This window comes from Streptomyces sp. NPDC002537 (genome assembly GCF_053594975.1).
In genome coordinates this window covers 1-12,218 of the sequence record NZ_JBSFWT010000025.1, presented here as the reverse complement: position 1 = coordinate 12,218, position 12,218 = coordinate 1, and the positions used below count along the sequence as shown (strand labels likewise).

Here is a 12,218-nt window from a genome sequence, read left to right as displayed (position 1 = left end):
CCCCTCCGCGGAACGGTGATCCTATCGACGTACGGCCGGAGGCTCCCGATAGGGTTGCCGCCGCGCGCATGCGTGAGCGAGGACCGTGAGCGAAAGACGCGGCGAAGGCAAAGGCACACGGCAACGAAGGCCACCGCCCGTCCGCGCGGCGGCGAAGAACACTTCAGTGAACCAGGGGGCCCGACAGGTGAGTACGTCCGCTGCGACCGGCTTCTGCAGGGTGACCGTCGTCGCACCCGACAGCCGGATCGATGTCGCCCTCCCGGACGGCATCGCCGTCGCCGACGTCTACCCGGAGATCCTGCGCCTCACCGGCCAGACCCAGCCCGTCGGCACCCCCACCGGCTACCACCTCGTACGCCGCGACGGCACCGTCCTCGACGGCTCCCGCACGCTCGCGGCCCACCGCGTCCTCGACGGGGAACTGCTCTCGCTGCGCCCCTTCGCCGAGTCCCTGCCGCCCGCCGTCCACGACGACGTGACGGACGCCGTGGCCTCCGCCGTCACCCGGGACCGCACCCTGTGGGACGACCGCCTGCTGCGCGCGGCCGGACTGTGCGGCGGCTCGCTGCTGCTCGCCCTGATGGGCTTCGCCCTGTGGTTCGCCGACCCGGTCCGGCACGACATGAGCGGCACCCCCGGCGCCGTCGCCGCGGCCGTCGGCGTCCTGCTGACCGCCCTCGCGGGCGTACGGGCCCGGGTCTACGCCGACCGCGGCTCCGCCGTCGCCCTCGGCCTCGCCGCCCTGCCCCACCTGATGATCGCCGGGTCCGGGATCCTCGCCCCCGCCGCGGGGGAGGGCGCGGGCCGCCTCCAGTTCCTGCTCGGCTGCGCCGCCGTGCTCGTCGCCGCCGCCGTGCTCGTCGCCACCGTGCCCACGGGGGACGCCCCCTTCGTCGCCGCCGTCGCCGCGGCGGCCACCGGCACCCTCGCCGCCTTCGGTACGGTCCTCGCCGGATCGGGCCCCGCCGACGCCGCCGCCGTCTGCGCCGTCGTCGCGATCGGCGCCATCGCCTTCCTGCCGGGCCTCTCCGCCCGCGTCGCCAGGCTCCCCATCGGCTACGCCGCCCCCCGCTCCGCCTCCGGCACCGACCCCGACGCCCCCGGCGGCGACCAGCCCGCCGACCCCATAGACGCCGAGCGGATCGCCGACCGGGTCCGCCGCGGCCACGAGCTGCTGCTCGGGCTCGTCGGCGGCTGCGCGGCCGTCGTCACCGTCTCCGCCGCCGTCCTCGCCTTCTCCGACGACGGCGGCCCGTGGGCCCGCCTCCTCGCCCTGGCCGCCGGGCTCACGATGCTGCTGCGCGCCCGCCTCTTCCGCTACACCGCGCAGGTCACCACCGTCCTCGGCGCCGGGCTCGCCGCCCTGGCCCTGCTGGTCCTCGGCATGTCCCTGAACCCGCCCGCCGGTGCCGCGGGCGGCCCGGCCGACGTCCGCACCCTCTGGCTCGCCGCCGCCGTCACCGTCGGCGGCGGCCTCCTCACCGCCGTCGCCCTGATCGTCCCGCGCAAGGGTCTGTCACCCTTTTGGGGGCGCGTCTCCGATCTCTCCGAGAGCGCCCTCCTGCTGGCCCTCGTACCGCTGTGCCTCGCCGTGCTCGGCATGTATGGGACAGCCCGCGGTCTGTCCGCCGGCTGACCGGGTCCGGACCGGACCGGACCCGGCCCGGGAGGGGCCCGACCGGGCCGGACAGGGACGGCGGGCCGGGCCCACTGGCCGGGCTGGTACTGTGGGCGATGGCCGTTTGTGTACGCGCCTCCGGAAACGCCCTTCAAGGCTTCTGGGGACAGCGCCCAGCGGACCTCGCCTCCCGAGTAACGGAAGCTCCCCTGAGACCAAGACCAGGGGCACTCGGTGGCCGAAAACAGAGATTTCAAGAGGAGTACGCGTGTCGCTCGACGCCGCTACGAAGAAGCAGATCATGGCCGAGTTCGCCACCAAGGAGGGCGACACCGGCTCCCCCGAGGTCCAGGTTGCGATGCTCACCCGCCGCATCGCGGACCTGACCGAGCACCTCAAGCAGCACAAGCACGACCACCACTCCCGTCGTGGTCTGCTGCTGCTGGTCGGCCAGCGTCGCCGCCTGCTGCAGTACCTGGCCAAGAAGGACATCACGCGCTTCCGCGCCCTGGTGGAGCGCCTCGGCATCCGCCGCGGTGCCGCGGGCGCCAAGTAAGACATCGTGAAGGGAGCGGTTCCCACCGGGGGCCGCTCCCTTTGCGTATCTCGTGGAACGCCGAAGCTTTGTAGTCTGGTGTCCACGACGAAGTAACAACAAAACAGTATGAGGAGGCGCGCCCCGCTCGCCGCCGGTCCTCGGTAGTGGCCCCCGGATCAGGGAAATCCGGGTGCTTCGATCGAAGACCGGCCAGCCGACGCGCACCTCCACCCACCGTCCCCGCCACACGGGCGAGGACGCGGACGAGGAGATATCCCTGGTGGAGAACGAGACCCACTACGCCGAAGCCGTCATCGACAACGGTGCATTCGGTACCCGCACGATCCGCTTCGAGACGGGCCGCCTGGCCCGTCAGGCCGCCGGCTCCGCCGTGGCCTACCTGGACGACGACACCATGGTGCTGTCGGCCACCACCGCTTCCAAGCGCCCCAAGGACCAGCTCGACTTCTTCCCCCTGACGGTGGACGTCGAGGAGCGGCAGTACGCGGCCGGCAAGATCCCCGGCTCGTTCTTCCGCCGCGAGGGCCGCCCCTCCGAGGACGCGATCCTCACCTGCCGCCTGATCGACCGCCCGCTGCGCCCGTCCTTCGTCAAGGGCCTGCGCAACGAGATCCAGATCGTCGAGACGGTCATGGCGCTCAACCCCGACCACCTCTACGACGTGGTCGCCATCAACGCCGCCTCCTGCTCCACGCAGCTCGCGGGCCTGCCGTTCTCCGGTCCGATCGGTGCGACCCGTGTCGCCCTGATCAAGGGCCAGTGGGTGGCGTTCCCGACCCACACCGAGCTCGAGGACGCCGTCTTCGACATGGTCGTGGCCGGCCGCGTCCTGGAGGACGGCGACGTCGCGATCATGATGGTCGAGGCCGAGGCCACCGAGAAGACCGTCCAGCTGGTCAAGGACGGCGCCGAGGCCCCGACCGAGGAGGCCGTCGCCGCCGGTCTCGAGGCCGCGAAGCCCTTCATCAAGGTGCTGTGCCGCGCCCAGGCCGAGCTGGCCGCCAAGGCCGCCAAGCCGGTCGGCGAGTTCCCGGTCTACCTGGACTACCAGGACGACGTCCTGGCCGCCCTGACCACGGCCGTCCGCGACGAGCTCGCCCAGGCGCTCACCATCGCCGGCAAGCAGGAGCGCGAGGCCGAGCTGGACCGCGTCAAGGACGTGGCCGCCGAGAAGCTGCTCCCGCAGTTCGAGGGCCGCGAGAAGGAGATCTCCGCCGCGTACCGCTCGCTGACCAAGTCCCTGGTCCGTGAGCGCGTCATCAAGGAGAAGAAGCGCATCGACGGCCGTGGGGTGACGGACATCCGTACCCTCGCCGCCGAGGTCGAGGCCATCCCGCGCGTGCACGGCTCCGCGCTGTTCGAGCGTGGCGAGACCCAGATCCTGGGCGTCACCACCCTCAACATGCTCCGCATGGAGCAGCAGCTGGACACCCTCTCCCCGGTGACCCGCAAGCGCTACATGCACAACTACAACTTCCCGCCGTACTCCGTCGGCGAGACCGGCCGCGTCGGTTCGCCGAAGCGCCGCGAGATCGGCCACGGCGCGCTCGCCGAGCGTGCGATCGTGCCGGTCCTCCCGACGCGCGAGGAGTTCCCCTACGCGATCCGTCAGGTGTCCGAGGCCCTCGGCTCCAACGGTTCGACGTCCATGGGCTCGGTCTGCGCCTCCACCATGTCGCTGCTGAACGCCGGTGTGCCGCTGAAGGCCCCCGTCGCCGGTATCGCCATGGGCCTCATCTCCGAGGAGATCGACGGCAAGACGCACTACGTCGCCCTCACCGACATCCTCGGTGCGGAGGACGCGTTCGGCGACATGGACTTCAAGGTCGCCGGTACGAAGGAGTTCGTCACCGCCCTCCAGCTCGACACCAAGCTGGACGGCATCCCGGCCTCCGTCCTGGCCGCGGCCCTCAAGCAGGCCCGCGACGCGCGTCTGCACATCCTCGACGTGATGATGGAGGCCATCGACACGCCGGACGAGATGTCCCCCAACGCCCCGCGGATCATCACCGTCAAGATCCCCGTGGACAAGATCGGTGAGGTCATCGGCCCCAAGGGCAAGATGATCAACCAGATCCAGGAGGACACCGGCGCCGAGATCACGATCGAGGACGACGGCACCATCTACATCGGTGCCGCCGACGGCCCGGCCGCCGAGGCCGCCCGCGCCACGATCAACGGCATCGCCAACCCGACCATGCCGGAGGTCGGCGAGCGCTACCTGGGCACGGTCGTCAAGACCACGACCTTCGGCGCGTTCGTCTCCCTGATGCCGGGCAAGGACGGCCTGCTGCACATCTCGCAGATCCGCAAGCTCGCCGGTGGCAAGCGCGTGGAGAACGTCGAGGACGTGCTCGGCGTCGGTGCCAAGGTCCAGGTCGAGATCGCCGAGATCGACCAGCGCGGCAAGCTCTCGCTGATCCCGGTCATCGAGGGCGAGGACGGCGACGAGGCTAAGGACGAGTCCGCCAAGTGACGTCCCGTAGTACACGGAAGACGGCCCGCACCTCTTCGGAGGGGCGGGCCGTCGCCCGTACCCAAACGCTTCTCAAGGGCGAGAACGGCATCGGCACGGTCCGTCGCACCACCCTCCCCGGTGGCCTGCGCATCGTCACCGAGACCCTGCCGTCCGTGCGCTCCGCCACCTTCGGCATCTGGGCGAACGTCGGTTCCCGCGACGAGACGCCCACGCTGAACGGCGCCACCCACTACCTGGAACACCTGCTCTTCAAGGGCACGGCCAAGCGCAGCGCGCTGGACATCTCCGCCGCCATCGACGCGGTCGGCGGTGAGATGAACGCGTTCACGGCGAAGGAGTACACCTGCTACTACGCCCGGGTCCTCGACACCGACCTGCCGCTCGCCATCGACGTCGTCTGTGACATGCTCACGGGCTCGCTCATCGACGCCGCCGACGTCGACGCCGAGCGCGGGGTGATCCTCGAAGAGATCGCCATGACCGAGGACGACCCCGGCGACTGCGTGCACGACCTGTTCGCGCACACCATGCTGGGCGACACGCCCCTGGGCCGCCCGGTCCTCGGCACCGTCGACACCATCAACGCCCTCGACCGCGACCGGATCGCGCGCTTCTACAAGAAGCACTACGACCCGACCCACCTGGTCGTGGCCGCGGCCGGCAACGTCGACCACGCCAAGGTCGTCCGCCAGGTGCGGGCCGCCTTCGAGAAGGCCGGTGCCCTGGGCCGTACGGACGCGGTCCCGGTCGCCCCGCGCTCCGGCTCCCGCATCATCCGCACCGCCGGCCGCGTGGAGCTGCTGGGCCGCAAGACCGAGCAGGCGCACGTCGTCCTCGGCATGCCCGGCCTGGCCCGCACCGACGAGCGCCGCTGGGCGCTCGGCGTGCTCAACACGGCCCTCGGCGGCGGCATGAGCTCCCGGCTCTTCCAGGAGGTCCGGGAGAAGCGCGGACTCGCCTACTCCGTCTACTCCTACACCTCGGGCTACGCCGACTGCGGCCTCTTCGGCGTCTACGCCGGCTGCCGCCCGAGCCAGGTCCACGACGTCCTCAAGATCTGCCGCGACGAGCTCGACAAGGTCGCGGCGGACGGGCTGACGGACGAGGAGATCACCCGCGCCGTCGGACAGCTCTCCGGCTCCACGGTGCTGGGCCTGGAGGACACCGGTGCACTGATGAACCGCATCGGCAAGAGCGAGCTGTGCTGGGGCGACCAGATGTCCGTCGACGACATGCTGGCCCGCATCGCGGCCGTCACCCCGGACGAGGTCCGCTCGGTGGCCCGCGATGTACTGGGGCAGCGTCCTTCGCTGTCCGTCATCGGCCCGTTGAAGGACAAGCAGGCGGCCAGGCTCGACGAAGCCGTGGCCTGAGCGGCCTCAGCGGCCTCAGCGGCCTTTCGAGCCCGAGAGTAAGGAAGCACCAAGGATGAGCAAGCTGCGCGTGGCGGTCATCGGCGCCCACGGCCGGATCGGCTCCGAGGCCGTACGGGCCGTCGAAGCCGCCGACGACATGGAACTGGTGGCCGCGCTGGGCCGGGGCGACAGGCTGGAGACCCTGACCGAGGCCGGTGCCCAGGTCGCGGTCGAGCTGACCCACCCCGACTCGGTGATGGACAACCTCGAGTTCTGCGTCGCCAACGGCATCCACGGCGTCGTCGGCACCACCGGCTGGACCGAGGACCGCCTCGCGCGGCTGACCGGCTGGCTCGACGCCAAGCCGGGCACCGGCGTGCTCATCGCGCCGAACTTCTCCATCGGCGCCGTGCTCACGATGACCTTCGCCCGGCAGGCGGCCCGCTTCTTCGAGTCCGTCGAGGTCGTCGAGCTGCACCACCCCAACAAGGCGGACGCCCCCTCCGGCACCGCCACCCGTACCGCCCAGCTCATCGCCGAGGCCCGCCGGGAAGCGGGCTGCGCCCCGCAGCCCGACGCCACCACCACGGCCCTGGAGGGCGCGCGCGGCGCGGACGTCGACGGGGTGCCGGTGCACGCCGTACGGCTGCGCGGCCTGCTCGCCCACCAGGAGGTGCTGTTCGGTGACGCCGGCGAGACGCTGACCATCCGGCACGACTCGCTGCACCACAGTTGCTTCATGCCGGGCATCCTGCTGGGCGCCCGCCGCGTGGTGGACACCCCCGGGCTGACCTTCGGCCTGGAAAACTTCCTGGACCTGGGCTGAGCACCGTGCGCGCCAAAATCGTCTATTTCGCCCTGGCCGCCGTCCTGGTCGTGTACTTCGTCCTGGTCGGCAGCCGCGGCGTCATGCTCATCCAGCAGGGCACGGCCATCACCGTCACCTTCGGCGCGGCGGTGCTGGTCCTGCCGTTCATCGGTGCCTGGTTCCTCTACCAGACCACCAAGTTCGCGCGCGACGCCAACCGGCTGGCACGGGAACTGGAGGCCGAGGGCGGCCTTCCGGTCGACGAGCTCGTACGGACGCCGAGCGGCCGCATCGACCGGGACTCGGCGGACGCGGTCTTCGCCCGCCGCCAGGCGGAGACGGAGGACGCCCCCGGCGACTGGCGCAGCTGGTTCCGGCTGGCCGTCGCCTACCACGACGCCCGCGACACACCCCGGGCCCGCAAGGCGATGCAGCGGGCGATCGCCCTGCACGACGGGCGGCCGGTACGGGCGGACGCGTAGATCTTCTGAAACGTTGTGAGGGGGGCACCTTCGGGTGCCCCCCTCACAACGTTTCCCACGGCGCTAGCCGCGCACTTCCGACCGGATTCCCACTCTGACGAGCCGCAGCGCGACGGCGATCGTGACGGCGGCGACCACCAGGCAGACGCCCGCGATGGGCCAGGAGCCCGCCAGGACGATGATCAGCGCGGAGAAGAGCAGATAGGCGGCGAGGAGCAGCAGCAGCGCGGCGCCGCCGACTTGCCAGGGCGTGGGGCGGTACGGGCGTCGACGCTCGTCGTCCCCGTGGGACGAGGGCGTGGCCGTCAGAAAGGGCAGGGGCATTGGGCGAGGCTATCGATGCACGAGAGGTCCGGCCACGTCAGGGTGGCCGGACCTCGGTCGTGTCGTCGGTCAGCGCCTGATCAGCGGCTGTCCCTGGCTTCCGACTGCTGGGTGTGGTGCGTGCTCTGCGCGCCTGCCTGGAGCGAGGGCATTCCGAACAGCAGCGCCCCCACGAGCCCCGCCGTGACCGTCAGCCCCACGAGCGCACGACCGGCTATCTGCGAGCGGCTCGCGCGGTCTCGGGGCGGCGGCGTGACGTTGCTGCGGTAACGCTCTGCCTCGGCGACGAAGGCGAACGGCACGGGCTCTCGCCGGCGGAACATGAAGCTCTCCTAGGAACCTCGAGGTGTGCTGTCACACAGAAAGACGTTCGAATCACCCCTATGGTGCCCGTTTTCTGTGACTTCTGTGAAAAATCTCAACCGGGGCCACGGCTTTCCCGGTGGCCCCGCTCTGTCGGAGGCCGACTGTCAGTGGCGGCCCGTAGGCTGGGCGCCGCCCCAGAACGCAATTGGAAGGACCCCGCCGGTGACCGACAGCCCCACCGAGAGCGCCAAGCCCACTTTCCGCGGCGATGTGACCGTCGAGCTGGTCAAGCACAGCGCGGCCGACACCGACGTGCTGTGGGCGGCCCGCGTCTCCACCGCCGGTGAGCAGTCCCTGGAAGAGATCACCAAGGACCCCGAGCGGTCCAAGGGGCTCATCAACTACCTGATGCGCGACCGCCACGGCAGCCCCTTCGAGCACAACTCGATGACCTTCTTCATCAGCGCCCCGATCCTGGTCTTCCGCGAGTTCATGCGCCACCGCGTCGGCTGGTCGTACAACGAGGAGTCCGGCCGCTACCGCCAGCTCGAGCCGGTCTTCTACGTCCCGGGCGCGGACCGCAAGCTGGTCCAGGAGGGCCGTCCCGGCAAGTACGTCTTCGTCGAGGGCACCCAGGAGCAGCACGACCTGACCACCCGCGTCATGGAGGACTCCTACCGCCAGGCGTACGAGGCGTACCAGGAGATGCTCGCCGCGGGCGTCGCCCGCGAGGTCGCCCGCTCGGTCCTGCCGGTCGGCCTGTTCTCCTCCATGTACGCCACCTGCAACGCCCGTTCGCTGATGCACTTCCTCGGGCTGCGCACCCAGCACGAGCAGGCGGCCGTGCCCTCCTTCCCGCAGCGGGAGATCGAGATGGTCGGCGAGAAGATGGAGGCGGAGTGGGCCAAGCTCATGCCGCTGACCTACGCCGCCTTCAACAAGAACGGTCGCGTCGCGCCGTAGGGCGTGGACGCTGTGTGACGGGGCACGGGGGCGGGCCGACGGGGAGGCCCTGGCGTACGCACCAGTAGCAAGGTGTCCGTATTGCGGCTTTTCGTTACCTTCATCTAGGCTGAACAAACGGACCCGGCACTGCTTGAACCCCCGAGCAGGCAGTGCCGGGATCCCTTTCGCACTCCCCGAGGGAGCACCTCACGGTGAGCAACGAGTAGCGTGGCCCCCATGGCTCCGACCTCCACACCGCAGACGCCCTTCGGGCGGGTCCTGACCGCCATGGTCACGCCCTTCACCGCAGATGGCGCCCTTGATCTCGACGGTGCCCAGCGACTGGCTGCGCATCTGGTCGACGCCGGGAACGACGGCCTCGTCGTCAACGGCACCACCGGCGAGTCCCCCACCACCAGCGACGCGGAGAAAGCGCAGCTCGTCCGCGCGGTGGTCGAAGCGGTCGGGGACCGCGCCCACGTCGTCGCCGGAGCCGGCACCAACGACACCCACCACAGCGTCGAGCTCGCCCGCGCGGCCGAGAAGGCGGGCGCCCACGGCCTGCTCGCCGTCACGCCGTACTACAACAAGCCCCCGCAAGAGGGCCTCTTCCGGCACTTCACCGCGCTCGCCGACGCCACCGGACTCCCGGTGATGCTCTACGACATCCCCGGCCGCAGCGGAGTCCAGCTCGAGACCGAGACCATCGTCCGGCTCGCGGAGCACCCCCGGATCGTCGCCAACAAGGACGCCAAGGGCGACCTCGGCAGCGCCGGCTGGGCCATGGCCCGCTCGGGCCTCGCCTGGTACTCCGGCGACGACATGCTCAACCTGCCGCTGCTGTCCATCGGCGCCGTCGGCTTCGTCTCCGTCGTCGGCCACGTGGTGACCCCCGAGCTGCGCGCCCTGCTCGACGCCCACCTCGCCGGCGACATCGCCGAGGCGGCCGCGATCCACCGGCGACTGCTCCCGGTCTACACCGGCATGTTCCGCACCCAGGGCGTCATGACCACCAAGGCCGCCCTCACCCTGCAGGGCCTGCCCGCGGGCCCGCTGCGACTGCCGATGATCGAGCTCACCCCGGAGGAGACCGAACAGCTCAAGCGGGACCTCGCCGCAGGCGGAGTCAAGCTCTAGCGGACGGCACACCCCGCGCCCCCGTCGCACGGCGGGCGCCCACAGACTTCACAACTGAACATCGAAAACAACTGCAAGTGCACGAATGTCGCGTGCGTCATGGGCCCAAAGGCGGGCCTGTGGCACGCGTGGTGAGGAGAGTCTTTTGAGCCACCCGCATCCTGAACTCGGTCCGCCGCCGAAGCTTCCCGAGGGCGGTCTGCGCGTCACGCCCCTCGGCGGTCTCGGTGAGATCGGCCGCAACATGACGGTCTTCGAGTACGACGGCCGCCTGCTGATCGTCGACTGCGGAGTGCTCTTCCCCGAGGAGGAGCAGCCCGGAGTCGACCTGATCCTGCCGGACTTCAGCTCGATCCGCGATCGTCTCGACGACATCGAGGGCATCGTGCTCACGCACGGTCACGAGGACCACATCGGTGGTGTCCCGTACCTGCTGCGCGAGAAGCCGGACATCCCGCTGATCGGCTCCAAGCTGACCCTCGCCCTGATCGAGGCCAAGCTCCAGGAGCACCGCATCCGCCCCTACACCCTTGAGGTGCAGGAGGGGCACCGCGAGCGCGTCGGCCCGTTCGACTGCGAGTTCATCGCGGTCAACCACTCCATCCCGGACGCCCTCGCGGTCGCCATCCGCACCCCGGCCGGCATGGTCGTGCACACCGGCGACTTCAAGATGGACCAGCTTCCGCTGGACCGCCGCCTCACCGACCTGCCCGCCTTCGCGCGGCTCGGCGAGGAGGGCATCGACCTGCTGCTCGTGGACTCCACGAACGCCGAGGTCCCCGGCTTCGTACCGCCGGAGCGGGACATCTCCAATGTGCTGCGCCAGGTCTTCGCCAATGCGCAGAAGCGCATCATCGTGGCCAGCTTCGCCAGCCACGTCCACCGCATCCAGCAGATCCTGGACGCCGCGCACGAGTACGGCCGCCGGGTCGCCTTCGTCGGCCGCTCCATGGTCCGCAACATGGGCATCGCCCGTGACCTGGGCTATCTGCGGGTCCCGGCGGGCCTCGTGGTGGACGTCAAGACGCTGGACGACCTGCCGGACGACGAGGTCGTGCTGGTCTGCACCGGTTCCCAGGGCGAGCCGATGGCCGCGCTGTCCCGGATGGCCAACCGCGACCACCAGATCCGGATCGTCCAGGGCGACACGGTCATCCTGGCCTCGTCCCTGATCCCGGGCAACGAGAACGCGGTCTACCGCGTGATCAACGGCCTCACCCGATGGGGCGCCAACGTCGTCCACAAGGGCAACGCCAAGGTCCACGTCTCGGGCCACGCCTCCGCGGGCGAGCTGCTGTACTTCTACAACATCTGCAAGCCGAAGAACCTGATGCCGGTCCACGGCGAGTGGCGGCACCTGCGGGCGAACGCGGAGCTCGGCGCCCTCACGGGCGTTCCGAAGAACCACATCGTGATCGCCGAGGACGGCGTCGTGGTGGACCTGGTGAACGGCGCCGCGAAGATCGTCGGCAAGGTCCAGGCCGGTTATGTGTACGTCGACGGCCTGTCGGTCGGCGATGTCACCGAGTCCTCGCTCAAGGACCGCCGCATCCTCGGTGACGAGGGCATCATCTCCGTCTTCCTCGTCGTCGACAGCACGACGGGCAAGCTCGTGGGCGGCCCGCAGATCCACGCGCGCGGCTCGGGCATCGAGGACTCCATGTTCTCCGCGGTGAGCCCGAAGATCGAGGAGGCCATCGCCAAGTCGGCCTCCGACGGCGTGCTGGAGCCCCACCAGGTCCAGCAGCTCGTCCGCCGGACCGTGGGCAAGTGGGTGTCCGACACCTACCGCCGACGCCCGATGATCCTCCCCGTGGTCGTCGAGGTCTGACGCTGAATCAGCCGACTGGACGGCCGCCCCGGCCCCGATTTGCGTCCGGGCGTGGCCGTCCAGTAGGTTTACGGCTCCACCGCAGCGGGAACCCCAAAGCGCTTCAGGCGTGCGGGATCTTCCAAAGCGGCTGGGAAATCCGACTCGGAGAGATCTGATAAAGTCGGTGAAGCCGGAAAGCGAAAGCGAGAAGGCAAACCCCGCTCCAACAGGGGGCCGGAAACGGAATTCGGGCCGGAAACGGGCCGGGAAACGGATCTGGTAAGGTTGGAAACAACGAAGGGAAGCGCCCGGAGGAAAGCCCGAGAGGGTGAGTACAAAGGAAGCGTCCGTTCCTTGAGAACTCAACAGCGTGCCAAAAGTCAACGCCA

11 protein-coding genes are annotated in these 12,218 nt (G+C 70.1%); 9 read left to right on the top strand and 2 right to left on the bottom strand.

Translation table 11 applies throughout. The features are described from left to right. Positions 1-187: 187 nt before the first annotated feature. The 6 genes from eccD (at position 188) to ACWD4A_RS14220 (ending at position 7,304) form a co-directional block, all read left to right on the top strand. Complete coding sequence (eccD, locus tag ACWD4A_RS14245) at positions 188-1,639, top strand: type VII secretion integral membrane protein EccD (protein WP_451193555.1); 1,452 nt, start codon at positions 188-190, stop codon at positions 1,637-1,639. A gap of 250 nt (positions 1,640-1,889) precedes the next feature. Further along, entirely contained in the window at positions 1,890-2,177 is a 288-nt protein-coding gene (rpsO, locus tag ACWD4A_RS14240; protein ID WP_121799820.1) for a 30S ribosomal protein S15, read from the top strand. A 262-nt stretch (positions 2,178-2,439) separates the two neighbouring features. Next, positions 2,440-4,656: a polyribonucleotide nucleotidyltransferase gene (locus ACWD4A_RS14235; protein WP_451193663.1), complete on the top strand. Its 2,217-nt coding sequence runs from the start codon at positions 2,440-2,442 to the stop codon at positions 4,654-4,656. Beyond that, on the top strand, positions 4,653-6,032 hold the full coding sequence (locus ACWD4A_RS14230; RefSeq protein ID WP_451193552.1) for a M16 family metallopeptidase: 1,380 nt from the start codon (positions 4,653-4,655) through the stop codon (positions 6,030-6,032). The genes ACWD4A_RS14235 and ACWD4A_RS14230 overlap by 4 nt, the downstream gene beginning before the upstream one ends. A gap of 55 nt (positions 6,033-6,087) precedes the next feature. Next, a complete protein-coding gene (dapB, locus tag ACWD4A_RS14225) occupies positions 6,088-6,840 on the top strand; it encodes a 4-hydroxy-tetrahydrodipicolinate reductase (protein WP_451193550.1) in 753 nt (250 codons plus the stop codon). Between the two features lie 5 nt (positions 6,841-6,845). After that, on the top strand, positions 6,846-7,304 hold the full coding sequence (locus ACWD4A_RS14220) for a hypothetical protein (RefSeq protein WP_451193548.1): 459 nt from the start codon (positions 6,846-6,848) through the stop codon (positions 7,302-7,304). A 63-nt stretch (positions 7,305-7,367) separates the two neighbouring features. Here ACWD4A_RS14220 and ACWD4A_RS14215 read toward each other — a convergent pair whose 3' ends face one another. Together ACWD4A_RS14215 and ACWD4A_RS14210 are read right to left on the bottom strand one after the other, a co-directional pair. After that, on the bottom strand, positions 7,368-7,628 hold the full coding sequence (locus tag ACWD4A_RS14215) for a hypothetical protein (protein ID WP_451193547.1): 261 nt from the start codon (positions 7,626-7,628) through the stop codon (positions 7,368-7,370). Between the two features lie 80 nt (positions 7,629-7,708). Next, positions 7,709-7,951 carry a hypothetical protein gene (locus ACWD4A_RS14210; RefSeq protein WP_451193545.1) on the bottom strand — a complete coding sequence of 81 codons (243 nt, stop codon included), beginning with the start codon at positions 7,949-7,951 and terminating at the stop codon, positions 7,709-7,711. A gap of 205 nt (positions 7,952-8,156) precedes the next feature. On the opposite strand from ACWD4A_RS14210, the gene thyX reads away from it, so the two are divergent. The 3 genes from thyX (at position 8,157) to ACWD4A_RS14195 (ending at position 11,847) form a co-directional block, all read left to right on the top strand. After that, positions 8,157-8,897, top strand: coding sequence for an FAD-dependent thymidylate synthase (gene thyX, locus ACWD4A_RS14205; RefSeq protein WP_451193543.1), 741 nt, complete (start codon positions 8,157-8,159; stop codon positions 8,895-8,897). 219 nt (positions 8,898-9,116) lie between these two features. Beyond that, a complete protein-coding gene (dapA, locus tag ACWD4A_RS14200) occupies positions 9,117-10,016 on the top strand; it encodes a 4-hydroxy-tetrahydrodipicolinate synthase (RefSeq protein ID WP_451193541.1) in 900 nt (299 codons plus the stop codon). 145 nt (positions 10,017-10,161) lie between these two features. Then, complete coding sequence (locus ACWD4A_RS14195) at positions 10,162-11,847, top strand: ribonuclease J (protein WP_451193538.1); 1,686 nt, start codon at positions 10,162-10,164, stop codon at positions 11,845-11,847. The last annotated feature ends 371 nt before the right edge of the window (positions 11,848-12,218 follow it).

Coding starts and splice junctions, on each gene's coding strand:
- dapB (WP_451193550.1), top strand. CDS start 6,088: ATGAGCAAGCTGCGCGTGGCGGTCATCGGCGCCCACGGCCGGATCGGC.
- ACWD4A_RS14215 (WP_451193547.1), bottom strand. CDS start 7,628: ATGCCCCTGCCCTTTCTGACGGCCACGCCCTCGTCCCACGGGGACGAC.
- ACWD4A_RS14210 (WP_451193545.1), bottom strand. CDS start 7,951: ATGTTCCGCCGGCGAGAGCCCGTGCCGTTCGCCTTCGTCGCCGAGGCA.
- dapA (WP_451193541.1), top strand. CDS start 9,117: ATGGCTCCGACCTCCACACCGCAGACGCCCTTCGGGCGGGTCCTGACC.